This window comes from Rhizobium sp. CIAT894 (assembly GCF_000172795.2).
Taxonomy (GTDB): Bacteria; Pseudomonadota; Alphaproteobacteria; order Rhizobiales; family Rhizobiaceae; genus Rhizobium.
Genome location: NZ_CP020947.1, coordinates 882,082 through 901,118 on the forward strand (window position 1 = coordinate 882,082; position 19,037 = coordinate 901,118).

At 62.0% G+C, this 19,037-nt stretch carries 20 protein-coding genes; 13 read left to right on the forward strand and 7 right to left on the reverse strand.

All coding sequences use genetic code 11. The features are described from left to right. Both RHEC894_RS04295 and RHEC894_RS04300 read right to left on the reverse strand, forming a co-directional pair. On the reverse strand, nt 1-915 hold the full coding sequence (locus RHEC894_RS04295; RefSeq protein ID WP_085736390.1) for a 2-dehydro-3-deoxygalactonokinase: 915 nt from the start codon (nt 913-915) through the stop codon (nt 1-3). Next, nucleotides 915-1,679 (reverse strand): SDR family oxidoreductase, encoded by a 765-nt coding sequence (locus RHEC894_RS04300; protein WP_085736391.1) that lies wholly within the window; start codon nt 1,677-1,679, stop codon nt 915-917. The genes RHEC894_RS04295 and RHEC894_RS04300 overlap by 1 nt, the downstream gene beginning before the upstream one ends. A gap of 99 nt (nt 1,680-1,778) precedes the next feature. On the opposite strand from RHEC894_RS04300, the gene RHEC894_RS04305 reads away from it, so the two are divergent. After that, nucleotides 1,779-2,576 (forward strand): IclR family transcriptional regulator, encoded by a 798-nt coding sequence (locus RHEC894_RS04305; RefSeq protein WP_085738850.1) that lies wholly within the window; start codon nt 1,779-1,781, stop codon nt 2,574-2,576. Nucleotides 2,577-2,808: 232 nt separating this feature from the next. Then, entirely contained in the window at nt 2,809-3,543 is a 735-nt protein-coding gene (locus RHEC894_RS04310) for a LuxR family transcriptional regulator (RefSeq protein WP_010068032.1), read from the forward strand. A gap of 297 nt (nt 3,544-3,840) precedes the next feature. Here the strand turns inward: RHEC894_RS04310 and RHEC894_RS04315 are convergent, their stop codons facing one another. Beyond that, a complete protein-coding gene (locus RHEC894_RS04315; RefSeq protein WP_085736392.1) occupies nt 3,841-4,044 on the reverse strand; it encodes a hypothetical protein in 204 nt (67 codons plus the stop codon). Nucleotides 4,045-4,184: 140 nt separating this feature from the next. Between RHEC894_RS04315 and RHEC894_RS04320 the strand changes: the two genes are divergently transcribed. The 9 genes from RHEC894_RS04320 to RHEC894_RS04365 all read left to right on the forward strand — a co-directional run bounded on the left by RHEC894_RS04320 (nt 4,185) and on the right by RHEC894_RS04365 (nt 13,449). After that, on the forward strand, nt 4,185-5,384 hold the full coding sequence (locus tag RHEC894_RS04320) for an Mrp/NBP35 family ATP-binding protein (RefSeq protein WP_085736393.1): 1,200 nt from the start codon (nt 4,185-4,187) through the stop codon (nt 5,382-5,384). A 677-nt stretch (nt 5,385-6,061) separates the two neighbouring features. Continuing rightward, nucleotides 6,062-7,039, forward strand: a complete 978-nt coding sequence (locus RHEC894_RS04330; RefSeq protein ID WP_085738851.1) for a magnesium transporter CorA family protein — start codon at nt 6,062-6,064, stop codon at nt 7,037-7,039. A gap of 18 nt (nt 7,040-7,057) precedes the next feature. After that, a complete protein-coding gene (locus RHEC894_RS04335; protein ID WP_085736394.1) occupies nt 7,058-8,956 on the forward strand; it encodes a potassium transporter Kup in 1,899 nt (632 codons plus the stop codon). A 401-nt stretch (nt 8,957-9,357) separates the two neighbouring features. Then, a complete protein-coding gene (locus RHEC894_RS04340; RefSeq protein WP_085736395.1) occupies nt 9,358-10,533 on the forward strand; it encodes a cell wall hydrolase in 1,176 nt (391 codons plus the stop codon). A 272-nt stretch (nt 10,534-10,805) separates the two neighbouring features. Beyond that, complete coding sequence (locus RHEC894_RS04345) at nt 10,806-11,138, forward strand: AtpZ/AtpI family protein (protein WP_010065777.1); 333 nt, start codon at nt 10,806-10,808, stop codon at nt 11,136-11,138. 63 nt (nt 11,139-11,201) lie between these two features. Continuing rightward, a complete protein-coding gene (locus RHEC894_RS04350) occupies nt 11,202-11,954 on the forward strand; it encodes a F0F1 ATP synthase subunit A (RefSeq protein WP_085736396.1) in 753 nt (250 codons plus the stop codon). Nucleotides 11,955-12,022: 68 nt separating this feature from the next. Next, nucleotides 12,023-12,250 (forward strand): F0F1 ATP synthase subunit C, encoded by a 228-nt coding sequence (locus RHEC894_RS04355; RefSeq protein WP_003588243.1) that lies wholly within the window; start codon nt 12,023-12,025, stop codon nt 12,248-12,250. 77 nt (nt 12,251-12,327) lie between these two features. Then, nucleotides 12,328-12,951, forward strand: a complete 624-nt coding sequence (locus tag RHEC894_RS04360) for a F0F1 ATP synthase subunit B (protein WP_012556745.1) — start codon at nt 12,328-12,330, stop codon at nt 12,949-12,951. A gap of 3 nt (nt 12,952-12,954) precedes the next feature. After that, complete coding sequence (locus tag RHEC894_RS04365) at nt 12,955-13,449, forward strand: F0F1 ATP synthase subunit B (protein WP_085736397.1); 495 nt, start codon at nt 12,955-12,957, stop codon at nt 13,447-13,449. Nucleotides 13,450-13,876: 427 nt separating this feature from the next. Here the strand turns inward: RHEC894_RS04365 and RHEC894_RS04370 are convergent, their stop codons facing one another. Further along, the gene (locus tag RHEC894_RS04370; protein ID WP_085736398.1) at nt 13,877-14,566 is read right to left on the reverse strand and encodes a ribonuclease HII; all 690 of its coding nucleotides are present in this window, start codon (nt 14,564-14,566) and stop codon (nt 13,877-13,879) included. Between the two features lie 359 nt (nt 14,567-14,925). Then, entirely contained in the window at nt 14,926-16,083 is a 1,158-nt protein-coding gene (locus RHEC894_RS04380; protein ID WP_085736399.1) for a PA0069 family radical SAM protein, read from the reverse strand. A 139-nt stretch (nt 16,084-16,222) separates the two neighbouring features. Between RHEC894_RS04380 and RHEC894_RS04385 the strand changes: the two genes are divergently transcribed. Both RHEC894_RS04385 and RHEC894_RS04390 read left to right on the forward strand, forming a co-directional pair. Then, nucleotides 16,223-16,741 carry a glycosyl transferase gene (locus RHEC894_RS04385; RefSeq protein WP_085736400.1) on the forward strand — a complete coding sequence of 173 codons (519 nt, stop codon included), beginning with the start codon at nt 16,223-16,225 and terminating at the stop codon, nt 16,739-16,741. 408 nt (nt 16,742-17,149) lie between these two features. Continuing rightward, the gene (locus tag RHEC894_RS04390) at nt 17,150-17,506 is read left to right on the forward strand and encodes a hypothetical protein (protein ID WP_085736401.1); all 357 of its coding nucleotides are present in this window, start codon (nt 17,150-17,152) and stop codon (nt 17,504-17,506) included. A 21-nt stretch (nt 17,507-17,527) separates the two neighbouring features. Here the strand turns inward: RHEC894_RS04390 and moaB are convergent, their stop codons facing one another. Both moaB and RHEC894_RS04400 read right to left on the reverse strand, forming a co-directional pair. Beyond that, nucleotides 17,528-18,079, reverse strand: coding sequence for a molybdenum cofactor biosynthesis protein B (moaB, locus tag RHEC894_RS04395; protein WP_010069173.1), 552 nt, complete (start codon nt 18,077-18,079; stop codon nt 17,528-17,530). After that, nucleotides 18,079-18,990: a 4-(cytidine 5'-diphospho)-2-C-methyl-D-erythritol kinase gene (locus RHEC894_RS04400; protein ID WP_010069172.1), complete on the reverse strand. Its 912-nt coding sequence runs from the start codon at nt 18,988-18,990 to the stop codon at nt 18,079-18,081. Before RHEC894_RS04400 ends, moaB begins: the two co-directional genes overlap by 1 nt. Nucleotides 18,991-19,037: the final 47 nt, after the last annotated feature.

A 19,037-nucleotide genomic window follows, 5' to 3' on the forward strand; every position in this document is an offset into this window, starting at 1 on the left:
TCAGTTCGGCCAGATGGTTTCGGCGGCGGCCGAAAGCCCGCGGCGCACGGCGGCGTCCGCATCGATGGCGGTGAAGGGAAGGGAGAGGGTTCTGAAGGCCTGTTCGTAGAGCGCCTGCAGGCGCCCGGAAGCGACGAGGGTGATGTCTGAGTTGGCGGCATCCTGCAGCGCCCCGGCGATTTCGAGGCCGATCAGCGTGCCGGAAAGCCGGGCCTGCGCTGATGCGGCCGAGATCCCGTGCAGGAGCTGGCCCGAGCGGGCGGCAAACAGCAGGTTGGAGGCAAGCGCCGGCCGCGCGAAAGCCGCCGATACCGCCGCCTCGAAGGCCGCCGTGTCCGCCGGCTGTTCTGCCGCGCCGGCAACGGCATGCGACAGGATCGTGTGTTTGCTGATGACGTCGAAAAGCTCGCCGGTCATGAAGGTCGAAAAGCCGGTGACTTTGTTGTCGTTGACATGCACCCATTTCGAATGGGTGCCGGGCATGCAGATTGCCTGCGCCCCCGAACTTGCGGTGCCGAGCGCGCCGAGAAGCTGGGTTTCCTCGCCGCGCATGACGTCGGGGGTGGCGATGTCCCGCTGGGCAAGGCCCGGCAGGATGCGGATGTCGCGGCTTTCCCCCGGCACCGAGACAGCACCGGTGAGGATCGAGGCGAGTGGGGCCGGCACGTCGATATAACCGGCCTCGACCCAGCCCTGCCGCGCGCCGGCCATGCCGCAGACGATCACCGGCAGGCTTTCCGGCGCCTCGACGGCGGCGAGGTGGCCGGCAAGCACTTGGGAAAAGCCGGTCTTTGCAGCGCTGGTCATGCCTTCGCCGCTGCGGCGTTCGGCAAGAATGCGGCCGTCTTTGCCGATAAGCCAGAGCCGGAAACTGCTGGTGCCCCAGTCCACCGCGACATAAGCGGGATTAGCCATTACAGAATGCCTCCATCGACAATCAGGGACTGGGCGGTCATTCCAGCCGCGCAGTCGGATGCAAGAAACAGGCAGGGACCGACGATCGCGTCGGGCGTGAGGGCGGTTTTCAGGCACTGGTCCTCGACCGAGCGTGCAATGCTCTCCTCGGTCAGCCACAGCTGCATCTGCCGTTCGGTGACGACCATGCCGGGCAGGATGCAGTTGACCCGGATGTTGTCCGGCCCGAGCTTGCCCGCCATGCTCTTCGTCAGCCCGACGACTGCAGCCTTGGCCGCCGCATAGGAGGGGAAACCGCCCATGTTGAGCTTGTAGGCGATCGACGACATATTGATGATCGCCCCGCCGCCGGCCGCCCGCATCGAGGGTGCTGCCGCCTGCGAGGCGAAGAACACATGCCGCAGGTTGACCGCCTGGTTGTTGTCCCAATAGGCCTCGGTCACCGCATCGAATTCGTGGCGGTCGTCCCAGGCGGCATTGTTGACCAGCACGCGGATCGGCCCGGAGCTCGCAACGACGGTATCGACCGTGCGCCGGATCGCCTCGATGTCGCGCAGGTCGGCATGGTGGAAGGAGACCGGATGCGCCGTCTCCCGCGACAGATTTTCGGCAAGCGCGCGGCCGGCCGCCTCGGCGATATCGATGAAGGAGACCTTGGCGCCCTGGCGCGCGAAACCTTCGACGATCGCAGCGCCGATGCCCGATCCGCCGCCGGTCACCAGCACGGTTCGATCTCTGAGCTCAGGAAATTGTGCTGCTGGCATTACGGTCATCGTGACCTCGCTATTCCATTATTTGGAACTCAATTTGACTATATGGAATTATCCGATTATGCTGGCCTTTCTGTCAAGGTGGATGGCGCGATGAATTCAAACGGCGACGGCATGGCGCAGGCACGCGAGACCGGCACGCTCGGCAAACTCATGGTTCTGCTCGACCTCGTCACCCACGCGGATGGCCCGCTGCGTTTCACCGATATCCTGGCCCTTGCCGGCCAGCCGCGTGGCACATTGCACCGCCAGCTGAGCCACTTGGTGGAGGAGGGGCTGCTCGAGCTGGACGGCGACGGCCGTTATGCGCCGGGCCTGCGCCTGCTCGATTTTGCCGCGCGCAGCTGGGCGCGCAACGAATTTCGCCTGATTGCCGAACCGCACCTTGCCGATCTGCAGCAGGCGACCGGCGAGACGGTGCATCTCGGCGTTCTCAGGGGCCAGTCGATCATCTATCTCGACAAGGTCGACGGTCGTCAGCCGGTGCGCATGTATTCGCAGATCGGCAATGCCTCGCCCTGCTACTGTACCGGCGTCGGCAAGGCCGCCCTTTCGCTGCTTCCGGCCGATCGCCTTGCCGATCTCCTCGCCGGTCTGAGTTTCACCCGCTTTACCGCCTCGACCCATGTCTCGGCCGATACGCTGCTTGCCGAAATCCGCGAAATCGCCGTTGAGGGCTATGCCTTTGACCGCGAGGAGCACGAGGCCGGTATCCGCTGTGTGGCCGCGCCCGTCTGGTCGGAGGATCGGACTTTCATCGGCGGCATTTCGATCACCGGCCCGGCCTATCGCCTGTCGATGGAACTTCTGCGCCAATGGGCCGTTCCGGTTCAGCGGGCAGCTTTGCAGATCATGGAAGGCATGCGCATCCGCCTCGGCCCGCGCCGCTGATGGAAAATTGGCTATCCGCCCCCTTGCCGAACGCGATTCGGAGAGCATGCTTATGATGAGGGCGATATTGAGATTTGCCGGCGAATCACGACAACTGTAAATAGTCCTCGAAATCGACAACCACTCACCGGCCGAACGCTGCACGCCGAGGCCGGCTCCATTTGATCCGATCAGCGATCGTCATTCCCCGATGCAATCGAACCGGCCGCTGTGCTGAAGATGAAGAAATGTGATGGCACCCTTGTCGCAAACATCCCCGGAAGAAGATGATTATCTCAAGGAGATAGCGGGTCTGAAGACCCAGTTCGATATTTTCCGTTTCCTGAAACGCGTGACGGAAGCCTATCGCAGCCGTGCCTTCATGGTTCTCAATCTGCCGCCGATCACCTCCCTGGATATCCAGGGCAGCACCGTCATCACCAGCTGGCCGGCCGAGCTTCTGGCACTTTACGACCAGGAAGGACTGCTGGTGAACAGCCCGGTTCTCCGGCGGCTCAGAACATCGGCGCGGCCCTTCTCCTACGACATGTCGCGCGACAACTGGTCGCGGGACGACGGCAAGTCGGTCCTCGTCACCGCGCTGTTCGAGCGTTTCAGGATGATGCGCGGCGCCTATTTTCCGACGCATGAACCATCCGGCCTGCGCGGCGCCGTGTCTTTCTCCGGCGACCGCGAAACCTTCAGCCCGGCGGAGATGCGTGAACTCTGCTACATCGCCGTCCATGTCTATGACAGGCTCGCCGAGATCCGCAACCTCGATGCGCGCATTACCGACACACTGACCGATCGCGAGATCGATTGCCTCAACTGGACGGCGGCCGGCAAGACCAGCGCGGAAATCGCTGAAATACTCACTCTCTCCGAGCACACGGTCAATCATTACCTGAACCGCGCCACCAAGAAGCTCGATACGGTCAACCGCACCCAGGCGGTCGCCAAGGCGCTGCGGATCGGCCTGATCAAATAAGGTGCAGAAAGCCGCGGCGGGCTTTCGCCGGGCGCCCAGCGCTTGGGCAGATCCTTGCCGTTGGGGTCGTTCTGAGGCCGCCATTGCAGAATTTCCGTCGATTTTCGGTCTGGCACGCTTTCTGCATCTCTTTTCACAGAGGCCCAGAGGGGACTTGACCAGCGCCAGGAAATGGCGCGGCCGGCACACCGCCGTCCGACGCCGAAGCCGCTTTATTGCAGGCCTTCGGCGTCGGCGGCAGTTGTTGCGTTTTGGCACCGCTTGGTTCGCAGCTGCCGGCGGTTTGGCCTTTCCCCGTCATTTTTCGCTGGCCTTTTTGTCGGCTTGCTCTAGTTCGCCCGCATTGCGCCGGTTCTCGGGGAGACCGTTGCGGCCATCAGGGCGAAAGCCCGGCGGACTTGATGGCCGCAACGGATTGCCGATCCTCGCCGCCGCTTTCTGCAAGCCGGCAAATCGATTTTCACGACGATGATTTCGTTTGGCGAAGGCGTCCGCCTCCACTATCTCTACTGCATGATTTCAGCCTTGATCGGAATCGATCGGGTTAAAATCATGCGGGCAATTGAAAGTGCTACCGCGTCCTTTGCGCCTCTTGAAGGACGCGCGGCGCCGTAGTCTGCGACAGATGCAGTGAGGGTGGAATGACCGACGTCACCAAGGAACAGGTTCTCGAAACGCTGAAAACCGTGCGCGGACCAGATCTCGAGCACGATATCGTCGAGCTCGGCATGGTTTCCGACGTCTTCATCTCCGACGGCAAGGTTTATTTTTCCATCACCGTTCCGGCCGATCGCGCCAAGGAGCTGGAGCCGATGCGGCTTGCCGCCGAGCGCGTCGTCAAGGCGATGCCAGGCGTCAAGGGCGCGCTCGTCGCACTGACCGCAGACAAGAAGGCGGCCGCCGCTGCTCCCGCTGCCCGTCCGGTGCCGAACCCGCCGCACGGCCATGCCGGCCACGATCACGCCGATCATGATCACAGGGGTCATGATCACGGGTCGCATGCACACGCGCCGCAGCAACAGCCGCCGCGGACAGGCAGGATCGGCGTTCCCGGTATCGGCGCCATCATCGCCGTCGCCTCGGGCAAGGGTGGGGTCGGCAAGTCGACCACCGCCGTCAACCTGGCGCTCGGGCTGCTCGCCAACGGCCTTCGCGTCGGCATTCTCGACGCCGATATCTACGGCCCCTCGATGCCGCGGCTGTTGAAAATATCCGGCCGTCCGACGCAGATCGACGGCCGCATCATCAATCCGATGGAGAATTACGGCCTCAAGGTCATGTCGATGGGCTTCCTCGTCGACGAGGAGACGGCGATGATCTGGCGCGGGCCGATGGTCCAGTCGGCCCTGCTACAGATGCTGCGCGAAGTCGCCTGGGGTGAACTCGACGTGCTCGTCGTCGACATGCCGCCCGGCACCGGCGACGCGCAGCTGACCATGGCCCAGCAGGTGCCGCTTGCCGGTGCCGTCATCGTCTCGACGCCGCAGGACCTCGCGCTGATCGATGCCCGTAAGGGCCTCAACATGTTCCGCAAGGTCGAAGTGCCGGTGCTCGGCATCGTCGAGAATATGAGCTATTTCATCGCGCCGGATACCGGCACTCGCTACGACATCTTCGGTCATGGCGGCGCCCGCAAGGAGGCCGAGCGCATCGGCGTGCCCTTCCTCGGCGAAGTGCCGCTGACGATGAATATCCGCGAAACCTCCGATGCCGGCACGCCCCTCGTCGCCTCCGAGCCGAACGGCGTCGTCGCCGGCATCTATCGCGGCATTGCCGCCAAGGTCTGGGAGCAGATCGGTGGCCAGCCGCAGCGCGCTGCCCCGGCGATCGTCTTCGAATAATGCATGTCGCCTGGAAGTGTGCAGCGGTTCCAGGATAACGACATGCATCGAAGAAAGAATGCATGTCGCCTGGAAGTGTGCAGCGGTTCCAGGATAACGACATGCATCGAAGAAAGAATGCATGTCGCCTGGAAGTGTGCAGCGGTTCCAGGATAACGACATGCATCGAAGAAAGAATGCATGTCGCCTGGAGAAGAAAGAATGCATGTCGCCTGGAAGTGTGCAGCGGTTCCAGGATAACGACATGCATCTAAGAAAGAGCCCATGCCGCCCGGAAGTCGCGGTTCGGGCGATACGCATGAAACGTGCCAGCCTGCGAATCACCGCGGCGGATACCCCAAATTGTGGGGGAAACGTGGTGAAAAGCCGCGCTTCACGGAAGATGTCTTGATTATTTCACGGCTTTGCTTCATATGCCGCGGCGCCATGATGGCATTTGCTGCAGTTGCTCAATGACGGTCGTCTTCGTGTGGAAGATTTCGGCTCGCCTGCAAGTTCGGAGTTGTCTTGTCGATCGAAGGATTGGTCGCTGCGATGCGGTGGAGCACGATGCGCATGCCGGCCTTTGAGGTTGGATGCGGCCGGAGTTGTATGAACTTTTTTGATCCGCTTCGGTTTGGACTTGGAACGAGCGACCCTCGCGGCGCCGCGCTGGCGGCCGCATGGAAAGGCTGCCGGTGATCACCGCCTACTGTTCCGATTGCAAGTCGGTCGAGATTCGCGACCTGTCGCATCCCGCATCCTTTCCCAAGGATGCGGTGTGGATCGACATGATCGAGCCGACCCGCGACGAGGAGCTCTATGTCGAGAAGGTTCTCGGCATCGAGGTTCCGACCCGTGACGACCTCAAGGATATCGAGCCTTCCGCCCGTCTCTACGTCGAAAACGACGCCGTCTTCATGACCGCCTCGCTCCTCTGGAAGGCCGATACCGACGCGCCGACGCTGACCGATGTCGCCTTCATCCTGGCCGGAAACCGGCTGGTCACCATCCGCTACGCCCATCCCAAATCCTTTGCGCTGTTCATCGCCGCCCTTCACCGGCTGCCGGAAAGCTGGCGCAGCGGCGCTGCCCTTCTCGCCAAGCTGTTGGAGACGATCGTCGACCGCACCGCCGAACTCCTCGAAATATCAGTCTCGCGCATCGACATCCTGTCGATGCATGTCTTCGGCGACCGGGCAAAGAAGGTGCGCAAGCCTTCGAACTATCTCGAGGAGAAGCTGCGGGATATCGCCGGCCATCACCGGATGATCAGCAAGCTGCGCGACAGTCTCGGTTCGCTTTCCCGCCTGCTGACCTTCTTTCACACGACCCCGGCGATCCAGCAGGATCGTGAAGCGAAGGATCTCTGCCGCACCGTCTCGCGCGATATCCAGTCGCTGTCGGAACATGCCGCCTTCGTCGCCGGCAACATCACCTTCCTGCTCGACGCTTCGCTCGGTCTGATCAACATCGAGCAGAACTCGATCATCAAGATTTTCTCGATCGCCTCGGTGGTGTTCCTGCCGCCGACATTGGTCGCCTCCATCTATGGTATGAATTTTCAGGTCATGCCGGAGCTGGCCTGGGCCGCGGGTTATCCCTATTCGCTGGCCCTGATGGTGATCTCAGCCGTCATCCCCTTTTTCTTTTTCCGCTGGAAAGGCTGGCTCTGAGGAGCCTGTTGCAACTTCATGTCCGCAGAAAGCCATCCGAACGAATCCCAGATGACGCCGAAAAAGCTGTTCTATCTGACGCTGGGCTCCATCGGTGTCGTTTACGGCGATATCGGTACCAGCCCGCTCTATGCCTTTCGCGAGGCGTTGAAGCCGGTGGCTCATGACGGCCTCACCCGTTTCGAGGTCATCAGCCTGATCTCGCTGATGATCTGGGCGCTGACGATCATCGTCACCATCAAATACGTGCTCTTCCTGCTGCGCGCCGACAACGAAGGCGAGGGCGGCACGCTGTCGCTGCTTGCTCTTCTGATGAAGACTGCCAACGGCCATACCGCCATCCTGATGCTGCTCGGCCTCCTGGGGGCTGCGCTTTTCCTCGGCGATGCGATGATCACGCCGGCCCTGTCGGTGCTGTCGGCCGTCGAAGGCCTGAAGCTCGTCACGCCCAGGCTCTCGGAATATATCGTGCCGATCTCGGTGGTGATCCTGGCGCTGCTCTTCGTCGTGCAATCGCGCGGCACCGGCGCCGTCGCCAAATTCTTCGGCCCGATCACCGCCGTCTGGTTCCTCGTCATGGCTGCTGCCGGCATTTCGCATATTTCAGACGATTTCGGCATCCTCGCCGCCTTCAATCCCTATTATGCCGTCAGCTTCCTGCTGCATGAGGGCTTCTACGGCGTCGTCGTGCTCGGCGCCGTCTTCCTGACGGTAACGGGCGCGGAGGCGCTTTATGCCGACCTCGGCCACTTCGGCCGCCGCCCGATCCAGTGGGCCTGGTTCCTGCTGGTCTTCCCGTCGCTGACGCTGAACTATCTCGGGCAGGGCGCACTCGTGCTCGGCAAGCCGGAGACGATGTCGGATCCCTTCTACCTGATGTATCCGCAATGGGCGCTGCTGCCGGTCGTCATCCTGGCGACCGCGGCGACGATCATCGCCAGCCAGGCGGTCATAACAGGCGCTTTCTCGATGGTGCGCCAGGGCATCAACCTCGGCTTCCTGCCGCGCATGGAAATCCTCTTCACCTCGGAAACCAATACCGGGCAGATCTTCGTGCCCTCGGTCAATGCCGTGCTGTTCATCGGCGTCATCTTCCTGGTCCTGAGTTTCAAGACGTCGGACGCGCTGGCGACCGCCTATGGTATCTCCGTCACCGGCGCCATGGTCGTCACCTCGATCATGGCCTTCGAATTCGTTCGCGCCCGCTGGAACTGGTCGCTGCCGGTTGCTGTGATCGCGCTCGCACCGCTCGTCATGCTCGAAGTGATCTTCCTCGGCGCCAACCTTCTGAAGATCCACGACGGCGGCTATATCCCGATCCTGATCGCCACGGCCTTTACCGTCATCATGTGGACCTGGCGTCGCGGCACCGCGATCCTGATGGAAAAGACCCGCCACACCGACATTCCGCTCGCCTCCTTCGTCAGCTCGATCGAGCGCAAGAGCGAACATTCGCCGGCCCAGGTTCCCGGCACCGCGATCTTCCTGACCAGCGATCCGGAATCCGCACCCGCCGCCCTGCTGCACAATCTCAAGCATAATCACGTGCTGCACGACCGCAACGTCATCCTGACGATCCGCACCGTCAACAAGCCGCGCGTGCCGAGCCAGGACCGCTACAAAGTCGAGCAGATTTCCGAGCGTTTCTCCCGCGTCGAACTGCTGTTCGGCTTCATGGAATCGCAGAACGTCTCACAGGCGCTTGCGACATTGCGCAAGACCGGACTGAAATTCGACATCATGTCGACCTCCTTCTATCTCGGCCGCCGCAAGCTGGTGCCGGACGCCAAGTCGGGCATGCCCTACTGGCAGGACCGGCTGTACATCGCGCTTGCCAATGCCGCCGCCAACCCCTCGGATTACTTCCGCCTGCCGGCCAACCGCGTGGTGGAACTGGGGTCGCATGTGATTATTTGAGTGTTCCCTTCTCCCCAGCGGGGAGAAGGTGGCCCGAAGGGTCGGATGAGGGGGCCACACGGCACGCCCTTCATTGCTCTTCGCTTGCGCTCAGTGCATCGCTCCTGTCGTCGCTCACCCCCTCATCTGCCTGCCGGCATCTTCTCCCCGCTGGGGAGAAGGGAGTTGCGGTAGCGCCTTCGTCCCCTTTCCCCCGAGCCAGAGTAAGAGATTGGACGAAGTTGCTGTTTGGTCCGTCACCGGGGAGTTGCACCGCCGCCCATACGCAAGGAGAACACCACCAGCATCAGAACATCCGAAACCGCGCATGGTCACATTCCGGCACGCCCCGTTAACCAGACATCAAGGTTAATGCGGGATTTATAGGGGAATGTTTCCGCGTCCCATGCCCGGAGTTCGTGTTGCGTCGAAAGAGCTCTCCCCGTAGCAAGCTGCGTCTTCTTCCCGAGAACTGGGTATCGCCTGTTATCTTCGGGCTCGCCGGCTGGCTGATTTTCCCGAGCGTCGCATCTCATGCCGATCTCGCCGCCATGCTCGCCGGTCTCGACCGGGAAGGGGAGAACTGGCGTATGGTGCTGACCAATTCGCCGGCCGGCTCGATCCATCAGGCCGAACTAGCCTTTGCCGATCCGGCGGCAACGGGTTCGATCTCACCAGGCGCCGGCATGGTGCTGCCGGATGGCCGCAAGGTTGCTTTCACTGCCAAGGACAAGGGCCGCGAGGACACGCCGGACGAGGATCGCGTCAACCGCGGCACCAAGAAGGGCCGCGTCGTCGCCGTCGAGAAGATGCAGCCGCCGAAGGACTTTTCTGCCGGCTCGATCCTCCAGCGCACGAAGATGCTCTTCACCCCGAGCTTCGATCTCAAGGACAGGTCGGCCTTCGTCAAACCGAAGATCCAGGGCAAGGAAATCGAGATCGCCACTTCTTTCTATAAGAAGCAGCCTGTCGCGACCGATAGGGGCGTGCCGGCAATGCTCGCAAGCCTCGTCACCAGCAATAAGGCCGATATCCTTGCCACCGCCTATGGGCCGGCAGCCCCTGATTATTCCCGCCAGTCGCCCTTCGATTCGATCCTGACCGAGCCGGACAGCGGCCGCTTCGTTCCGGAGATCGGCCCGCGCGATCACGCCTGGGCGGCAAGCGTGCTGCCGCCCAGCGTCTTTTCCGCCGGCGAGCAGCAATGCCTTGCCTCCGGCATCTATTTCGAGGCACGCGGCGAATCGGTAAAGGGCCAGGCGGCCGTCGCCCAGGTCATCCTCAACCGCGTCCGCAACCCTGCCTATCCGAAAACCATCTGCGGCGTCGTCTACCAGAACGAAGACTGGCGCAACCGCTGCCAGTTTTCCTTCGCCTGCGACAGCATCAAGGACAGGGTGAACTCGGAATATCACTGGCGGATGGCCCGCGATGTGGCGATGGCGGTGACATCAGGCAAGATCTGGCTGCCGCAGGTGGGCTCGGCGACTCACTACCATGCCGTCTATGTCAGGCCGAAATGGGCAAAGACCATGGAAAAGGTCGGCCGCATCGGTCTTCACGTCTTCTATCGCACCTATGGCGGCGGCTGGAGCTGAGATAAATCGCTTGGGCAAGCCGATTTGCCGGGCTTAAAAGCGGATTCTTTCCATCGAATTTAAGCGATCGGCCAAAATTAAGCTTATCTCTTTGATTTGACGTGATTATTTTCTGGCTGGACAGAAACTGTCTACGCCTTGACTATACCAATCCCTAAAACTATGTTGCGCGCGACTTCAGAACGGGCCGGAAGGGTTTCAAACCTTCGCGTCCGGGGTCCGAATGACCGGGGTAGCGGGAGTGCGGGCGACGGGCAGGCGAGGAGAGATCCATGGCGGATGACCGCGAGGAAAGTCTTGAAAAGCGCCGTGCGCAGCTGGGAGCGGAACTCGCGACCAAGCGCGCTGAGGCGGGAGTGAACGAGGCCAGCGAAGCTCGAGCCGAGGTAAGCCGCAAAGGTTATGCCCAGGCGATGAAGCTTTCCAGCGAGTTCATTGCCGCGATCATCGTCGGTGCCGTTCTCGGCTATGTTCTCGACCGTTTTGTTGGCACTGCGCCTTGGGGGATGATTGTTCTTCTGCTTCTCGGATTCTGTGCCGGCGTTCTGAACGTGCTGCGTTCTGCGGGGGTGGTGGCCCATCCCCTTGATGACGACAAGAAATAAGGACCGGTTCCCGGTCCAGTGCAATGATCCCGCGTCCTGCGGGCCAAAGAGAGAGAACAAGCGGTGTCTAACGATCCGACTCATCAGTTCCTGATCCAGAAGATTGTGCCGATCGAAATCGGCGGAATTGATTTTTCGTTCACCAATGCATCGCTCTTCATGGCCGCTTCGGCAGCCGTTGCCGCCGGCTTCCTCTATTTCGCGACCTCGAACCGCGCCATCGTGCCGGGCCGTTCGCAGTCGGTCGCCGAAATGTCCTATGAATTCATCGCCAATATGCTGAAGGAAGGCGCGGGCAAGCAGGGGATGAAATTCTTCCCGCTGGTCTTCTCGCTCTTCATGTTCGTGCTGACGGCGAACCTGCTCGGCATGTTCCCTTATTTCTTCACGATCACCAGCCAGATCATCGTCACCTTCGCGCTGGCGATCCTCGTGATCGGCACGGTTCTCGTCTACGGTTTCTATAAGCACGGCTTCCACTTCCTGAATGTCTTCGTGCCCTCGGGCGTGCCGGGCATATTGCTGCCGCTGGTCGTCACGATCGAAATCATTTCCTTCCTGTCCCGTCCGATTTCGCTCTCCGTTCGTCTTTTCGCCAATATGCTCGCCGGTCACATCACGCTGAAGGTGTTCGCAGGCTTCGTCGCCTCGCTTGGAGCCCTCGGTGCGGTCGGTGTCGGCGGCGCAGTTCTTCCCCTCATCATGACCGTCGCCCTGACCGGTCTCGAGTTCCTCGTCGCCTTCCTTCAGGCTTACGTCTTTGCGGTGCTGACTTGCATGTACCTCAACGACGCAATCCATCCGGGCGGGCACTAAGGATAACGACAACGACGTCTCCAGGGCGTCAGTCATTCGCCGCAACAACCATTTCAAAGGAGTTCAACATGGAAGCGGAAGCAGCAAAGTTCATCGGTGCAGGCCTGGCTTGCTTTGGTATGGCCGGTACGGCTCTCGGCCTCGGCAACATCTTCGGCAGCTACCTCTCCGGCGCTCTGCGCAATCCGTCTGCCGCTGACAGCCAGTTCGGCCGTCTGGTATTCGGCTTCGCCGTTACGGAAGCTCTGGGCATCTTCTCGCTGCTCGTTGCTCTCCTCCTCCTCTTCGCCGTCTGATATCGGCGAATAGATGGATCACGGCCTGCGATCGCACGCCGTGATCCTTTGCATTTGCAGTCCACCTGGAGGTGAGCATGTTTTTTGTGACCCCGGCTTACGCTGAAGAAGCGCCGGCGGCAGCGACCGGCACGGATGCGCACGCCGCTCCGGCCGCAGGCGAGGTCCATACCGAGACCGGTGTTGCCGAAGGCGAACACGCCCGTGGCCCGTTCCCGCCTTTCGATTCGACGACCTACGCATCCCAGCTGTTGTGGCTGGTGATTACGTTCAGCGTCTTTTACCTCCTTATGCAAAAGGTCATCGCGCCGCGCATCGGGGCTATCCTCGATCAGCGCCACACGCGCCTCTCCCAGGATCTGGAAGAAGCCGGCCGCCTGAAGGCGGAAGCCGACGCTGCCGTCCAGACCTATGAAGGCGAACTGGCGGCTGCCCGCGCCAAGTCGAATGCGATCGGCGCTGCTGCACGCGATGCCGCCAAGCTCAAGGCCGAAGAGGATCGCCGCGCTGTCGAGGCGAGCCTGTCGGAAAAGATCAAGGCTGCCGAAGTCCGTATCGCCGACATCAAGGCGAAGGCCTTCGCCGACGTCGGCACCATTGCCGAGGAAACGGCGGCTGCCGTCGTCGAACAGCTGATCGGCGGCACCGCTGCCCAGGCAGATGTCGCCGCCGCCGTCGCGGCCGCCAAGAAGGAGGCTTGATCGATGGATATTTTTCACCTTGACGCCACTTTCTTCGCCTTTGTCGGCCTCGTCCTCTTCCTGGCGCTGGTCGTTTACCTGAAGGTTCCGGGCATGATGGCGCGCTCCCTCGACGACCGCGCCGACCAGATCCGCAACGAATTGGCCGAAGCCAAGCGTCTGCGCGAAGAGGCCCAGCATCTGCTGGCCGAATACCAGCGCAAGCGCAAGGAAGCGGAAGCGGAAGCCGCCCACATCGTTGCCGCTGCCGAGCGTGAAGCCCAGATGCTGACCGCCGAGGCGAAGAAGAAGACGGAAGAATTCGTCGCCAACCGCACGGCGCTTTCCGAGCAGAAGATCAAGCAGGCCGAGGCCGAGGCGATGAAGGCGGTCCGTTCCGCCGCCGTCGATCTCGCAATCGCGGCCGCCGAAACGGTGCTCGCCAAGCAGGCGGACGGCAAGGTCCAGTCCGAACTCTTCGGCAATGCCATCGGCCAGGTCAAGACCCGGCTCAACTGAGACGGTATCGCATGGAATAAGCAAAAGGCCGGGCATGTCCCGGCCTTTTCTTTTGCTGATGACGCGGTGCCGCGACGTCTCGATTCCCTCTTCTCCCCAGCGGGGAGAAGGTGCCCGTAGGGCGGATGAGGGGGCCACACGGTAGAGCTTTCATTGCCCTTCGGCTTCGCTCAGCACAACAACAAATGTTCTGCCGTGAGGCCCCCTCATCCGACCCTTCGGGCCACCTTCTCCCCGTTGGGGAGAAGAGGGAGCAAGACGCGCCGACTTCCTTAACCTAAAGCATGTCGCGCAAAACTGTGCAGCGGTTCTTGCGGCAACGACATGCGAGGAAATAAAGAGCTAAAGCGCAAGGAGCGAATCTGAAAGATCGCGACGCGCTTTAGCCCGTTGCGTTCGGTATGCCCGGTTTCTATTGAAAAGCGCACTATTCCGAAATCAGCTCGTCCATCTCGGGACCGTCCTCGACCTTGCGCAGCGGCCTGAAACTCATCCGGTGCAGCGAGCAGGGGCCGTGCTTTTCGATGCCGGCGCGGTGTTGCGCCGTGCCGTAGCCCATATGCGCGACAAAACCGTAATCCGGAAACACATTGTGCGCCCGCGCCATCATCCGGTCGCGCGTCACCTTGGCGACGATCGAGGCGGCGGCGATCGAGACCGAGCGGGCATCGCCCTTGACTACCGCCTGTCCGGGGCAATCGAGGCCGGGCGGCACATCAAGCCCATCGGTCAGCACGTAGCTTGCCGGAACGGAAAGGCTGCAGATTGCCCGGCGCATGGCATCGAGGCTTGCCTTGCGGATATCCGTCTCGTCGATGCGTGTCGAGCTGGAAGAGGCAATCGAGACGGTGGCGGTCGCCAGGATCTGCAGGAACAGTTCCTCGCGCCGTTGCGCCGAAAGCTGCTTGGAATCGTTCAGACCCTCAGGGATGCGCTTGGGATCGAGGATGACGGCGGCGGCAACCACAGGTCCCGCCAGCGGCCCCCGGCCGGCTTCGTCGGCGCCGGCGACCGGCCAGTGGCCGGCCTTGCGGGCTTTGAGCTCGAGTTTGAAATCCGGCACGAGCGGAACCGTGTCGAAAAGCAGGGGAGAATCGGGTGGCGTACGAGGTTTCATGCGGCTGAACCTCGCACGCCAACCCGATTTCCCGCAAGTCCCCGGATCAGGGCGGCGGCCGGGGACCGGTCCGGCGGATGGTGGCGGTCAGGGCCATCCGCGGGAATTGCGCTCGGGGCTCGAAAACAGGGCGGTTTTTCTGAGCAGTCGATGCGCAAGCTACAAGCAATTCCAGGAAAAGTGCGAAACGGTTTTCCGTCCGGAATTGCGTAACAGGTAGAAGCAATTCCAGGAAAAGTGCGAAGCGGTTTTCCGTCCGGAATTGCGTAACAGGCAGAAGCAATTCCAGGAAAAGTGCGAAGCGGCTTTCCCCAAGCAAAGCGCGAAGCTCTTTCGCCAAGAATTGCGTCAGACAAAAATCAGAGCAGCGACAGCTGTACGCCGCTGCCGTCGGGCGGCACGAACAGATCGTCGCGCAGTGGCATGCTGCGGCGTGTCAGCTCGAAACGCCGCGCCGCCATCTCAAAGCGGCGGGCGATCTGCCAGGCATAGGGACCGGCGCCCTTCATGCGCTTGCCGAATTCGGCATCGTAATCCTTGCCGCCGCGCATCGAGCGCACCAGCGACATCACATGCCGGTAGCGATCGGGATAATGCTGCAGCAGCCAGTCGCGAAACAGCGGGCTGACTTCGAGCGGGAGCCTGAGGATGACATAGCTTGCCTCGGCGGCGCCGGCAGCCTTGGCCGATTCGAGGATGCGCTCCAACTCGTGATCGTTCAGCGCTGGGATGAGCGGTGCGGCCATCACTGCCGTCTGAATGCCGGCCTCGGTGAGCGCATGGATCGTCTCCAGCCGCCGCGGCGGCGTGGCGGCGCGCGGCTCCATCGCCCGGGCAAGCTTGCGGTCGAGCGTCGTCACCGAGATGCCGACGCGCACCAGGTTCTTCGCTGCCATCTCCTGCAGAATGTCGAGATCGCGCAGGATCATCGCCGACTTGGTGACGATCGATACCGGATGGTTCGCCTTGTTCAGGACTTCGAGAATGCCGCGCATGATGCGCCATTCCTTTTCGATCGGCTGATAGGGATCGGTATTGGTGCCGATCGCGATCACCCGCACCTTGTAACCAGGCTTGGCGAGTTCCCGCTCCAAAAGTTTTGCCGCATCCGGCTTGGCAAACAGCTTCGTCTCGAAATCGAGCCCGGCGGAAAGTCCCATATAGGCGTGTGTCGGCCGGGCGAAACAATAGATGCAGCCATGCTCGCAGCCGCGATAGGGATTGATCGAGCGGTCGAAGGAAATATCCGGCGATTCGTTGCGGGTGATGGCCGTGCGCGGCTTCTCGATCTGTACGTCCGTCTTGAACGGCGGCAGATCTTCCAGTGTCTGCCAGCCGTCGTCGAACGTCTCCCGCTGCAGCGCCTCGAACCGGCCTGTCGGGTTCAGTCCCGCACCACGCCCGCGCCGCCGGTCGACCTCGATTCTCAGGCCTGAGGACACGATCATCGCATCGGCAATATCTGCCGTATTGGCAGGCGCGAATGCGGCCTGCCCTGCCAGGGACTGCTCTCTCATCGGATACTCCCGTGGCGGAAAGCCATCGCTTCCGCCCGTTTTGATGATTAAATTCCTATCTGCAAAACAAGAACAATGCAAGAACAAAATGCGGAAAACGCCGCTGGCAAAAATTTGTGCGGCGCATTATGAATGAGCAATGTTGACGGTTGTTATCGAATGCCGGGATCAGGAATCTGAACTGGCCCAGACTCTATCGGTATTGGTGGCAGGTGCCGTGGAGGGGCTCGTCAGCGATGTGATCGTGCTTGATCACGGCTCGCGCGACGGCACCTCGCGGGTCGCTGACGCTGCCGGCTGCCGGTTTCATTTGCAATGGGATATCAAGGACATCGTCCGCTCCGCCCGCGGCGAATGGCTGCTCTTCGTCGAGCCGGGCGCCCGGCCTCAGGCCGGCTGGATCGACGATATCGCCGAATATATGGCGCTCAACAAGCTGCCGGCGCGCTTCACCGCCTCGCGCGGCTACCGGCGCCCGTTTTTCCAGCGCGTCGGCCGGGCGACGCCGCCGCTGGAGCTCGGTCTGCTGATGCCGAAGAACCAGGCGGTCGCCACCGCCCAAAGCGGCATGGCGCTTGCCGAATTCGCCAAGGGCCAGAAGCCGCGCAAGCTCGCCAGTGAATTGATTCCTTCTTGGGTGGCGCGCGCTGCGCGGTAGGCTCTCCGTCATCCACGACTGGCCCGGTTTCCACCACCTAAAAACCCCTCCCCAACCCCTCCCCACAAGGGGGAGGGACTAACCTGCTGCACCGCTTTGCGTAACCCTTCATCGTAATCCGTCGAACGGTAACAGCCAGCAAGACCTCGCCTTTTGCTCGCTGCCGGATACCACAGCTTAGTCCCTCCCCCTTGTGGGGAGGGGTTGGGGAGGGGTTTTCTCCAAGAGGCGAGTCGCCGATCTCCATCGCACAAAGATGGCGCCCAATCAAATTTCGCGCTATAATTCTGCCATGGCGCCGCCGAAGCGCCTCGCTTCGTAACGGATCGCCATGGATGCCGGTGGACGGCAGAACAGGTCGGCGACAATCTCCTCTTCTGCCGGGGGCCCGGCGAAAGGAGGTGCGTCATGCCACGCGGTTGGAACGACGGCGCACGCGGTAGGATCTACGGCGTACGCAATATGGTCTACGGCCTGCTGGCCGTCATATTGCCGACATTGGTGATCGCGCATCCGCATTCGGCAGCATCCCAGACGATGCTCAGTTGCGCAGGCCGATCCGATGTCGTCAATTTCCTCGACAGGAACTTCGCTGAAAAGCTGACAGCGGTCGGACTGGTCAACCAGAACGCCGTTCTCGAGGTCTATGCCGCCGAAAGCGGCACCTGGACGCTCGTGGTCACGGATGTTCACGGCATCAGCTGCATTCTGCTGTCGGGTGACAGCTGGGAAACAATGCCGGCTCTGCCTGGCCTTGCGACATAGCCGATGCCGGCGGCAGGCAGCCTATGGTTTGGCGCCGCGTTTCAGGTGCTCGTCCAGACGCGGCATGATCTCGACGAAATTGCAGGGAACGCTGCGGTAATCGAGCTGCCCTTTCAGAATGCCGTCCCAGGCATCTCGGCAGGCACCGGGCGAGCCGGGCAGCGCAAAGATGAAGGTGGCGTTGGCAACGCCCGCCGTGGTGCGCGACTGGATCGTCGCCGTGCCGATCTTCTCATAGGAAATACGGTGAAAGACGGCGGAAAAGCCGTCCATGCGCTTTTCGAACAAAGGCTCGAGTGCCTCGGGCGTCACATCGCGGCCGGTAAAGCCGGTGCCGCCTGTGGTGATGACGACGTCGATCTCATCGCGCTCGGTCCAGGCCTTCACCCGTGCGGCGATTTTTTCCCGGTCGTCGGGCACGATCGCCCGGTCGACCAGCCTGTGGCCGGCCTCGACGATCCGCGCCGCCAGCGTGTCGCCTGACTTGTCCGTCTCCGGCGTGCGCGTATCCGAGACTGTGAGAATCGCAATGCCGACGGCGATGAAGGGCCGTTTTTCGTCCAGACCTGCCATCACATGCCTCCCGAAACCGTTTCCGTCGCCTGGAAATACCAGTCCGGCCGCGCGTCGTGAAGGGCTGCAGCCGCCTGTTGCGCAGCCGCCATGCTCGAAAAGATCCCGAAACAGGTGGCGCCGGAGCCGGACATGCGGGTGAGCAGGGCGCCATCGGCTTGCAGCATCGCCGAGATCGCCGAAATCTCAGGGACAAGTTCGCGCGCCGGCGGTTCCAGGTCGTTCCGGGCACCGCCGATCGCGGCGAGCCAGCCGGCAGTGCCAGCGAGATCAGCAGCCAGGTTCAGAGCCGGATTGGTCTTGGTGGCCAGCCGCCGGAAAACCTCCGGCGTCGAGACGCCCGTCAGCGGATTGGCGAGCACCATGGCAAAGCCGGGCAGATCCGGCAGGGCTTCGATCTTTTCGCCGATGCCGCGGGCAATCAGCGGCCGGCTCTCGAAGCACATCGGCACGTCGGCGCCGAGCTTGAGCGCGAGACCGGCCACCGTTTCCACCGGCAGGCTCATGCCCCAGAGCCGCGTCAGACCGCGCAGCGTCGCTGCCGCATCGGCCGAACCGCCGCCGATGCCGGAGGCAACAGGCAGGTTCTTTTCCAAGTGAATATGGACGGGGAAGGCGAGGGCGCCCACGACCTCGCGCAACAGATCACGCGCCCGCAGCACCAGATTGGTGCCGCCGTCGCCGGCAAGCGTCTCGCCGAACCGGCCCGACAGGGTGAAGGCATCGACCTGCGCGGGCAGGAAGCTCAGCCGGTCGCCGCAATCGGCAAAGGTCACCAGCATATCGAGCAGATGATAGCCATCGGCTCGCTGGCCCGTCACATGCAAAGCGAGGTTGATCTTCGCGCGTGCCTCTTCGGTGACGCCGAAGCATGATGCCGAAAAGTGTGAGCGGTTTTCGGATGACATCATGCTCTATTTCTTTGATTCACCCTCGGCCAGGCCCTCTTCAGGCATGT

What these genes read in the sequence shown, in the direction of transcription:
- RHEC894_RS04355 (WP_003588243.1), top strand. Translation starts at nt 12,023, where the DNA reads ATGGAAGCGGAAGCAGCAAAGTTCATCGGTGCAGGCCTGGCTTGCTTT.
- RHEC894_RS04305 (WP_085738850.1), top strand. Translation starts at nt 1,779, where the DNA reads ATGAATTCAAACGGCGACGGCATGGCGCAGGCACGCGAGACCGGCACG.
- RHEC894_RS04335 (WP_085736394.1), top strand. Translation starts at nt 7,058, where the DNA reads ATGTCCGCAGAAAGCCATCCGAACGAATCCCAGATGACGCCGAAAAAG.
- RHEC894_RS04360 (WP_012556745.1), top strand. Translation starts at nt 12,328, where the DNA reads ATGTTTTTTGTGACCCCGGCTTACGCTGAAGAAGCGCCGGCGGCAGCG.
- RHEC894_RS04300 (WP_085736391.1), bottom strand. Translation starts at nt 1,679, where the DNA reads ATGCCAGCAGCACAATTTCCTGAGCTCAGAGATCGAACCGTGCTGGTG.
- moaB (WP_010069173.1), bottom strand. Translation starts at nt 18,079, where the DNA reads ATGGCAGGTCTGGACGAAAAACGGCCCTTCATCGCCGTCGGCATTGCG.
- RHEC894_RS04310 (WP_010068032.1), top strand. Translation starts at nt 2,809, where the DNA reads ATGGCACCCTTGTCGCAAACATCCCCGGAAGAAGATGATTATCTCAAG.
- RHEC894_RS04345 (WP_010065777.1), top strand. Translation starts at nt 10,806, where the DNA reads ATGGCGGATGACCGCGAGGAAAGTCTTGAAAAGCGCCGTGCGCAGCTG.
- RHEC894_RS04295 (WP_085736390.1), bottom strand. Translation starts at nt 915, where the DNA reads ATGGCTAATCCCGCTTATGTCGCGGTGGACTGGGGCACCAGCAGTTTC.
- RHEC894_RS04365 (WP_085736397.1), top strand. Translation starts at nt 12,955, where the DNA reads ATGGATATTTTTCACCTTGACGCCACTTTCTTCGCCTTTGTCGGCCTC.
- RHEC894_RS04370 (WP_085736398.1), bottom strand. Translation starts at nt 14,566, where the DNA reads ATGAAACCTCGTACGCCACCCGATTCTCCCCTGCTTTTCGACACGGTT.
- RHEC894_RS04320 (WP_085736393.1), top strand. Translation starts at nt 4,185, where the DNA reads ATGACCGACGTCACCAAGGAACAGGTTCTCGAAACGCTGAAAACCGTG.
- RHEC894_RS04385 (WP_085736400.1), top strand. Translation starts at nt 16,223, where the DNA reads ATGTTGACGGTTGTTATCGAATGCCGGGATCAGGAATCTGAACTGGCC.
- RHEC894_RS04390 (WP_085736401.1), top strand. Translation starts at nt 17,150, where the DNA reads ATGCCACGCGGTTGGAACGACGGCGCACGCGGTAGGATCTACGGCGTA.
- RHEC894_RS04380 (WP_085736399.1), bottom strand. Translation starts at nt 16,083, where the DNA reads ATGAGAGAGCAGTCCCTGGCAGGGCAGGCCGCATTCGCGCCTGCCAAT.
- RHEC894_RS04400 (WP_010069172.1), bottom strand. Translation starts at nt 18,990, where the DNA reads ATGATGTCATCCGAAAACCGCTCACACTTTTCGGCATCATGCTTCGGC.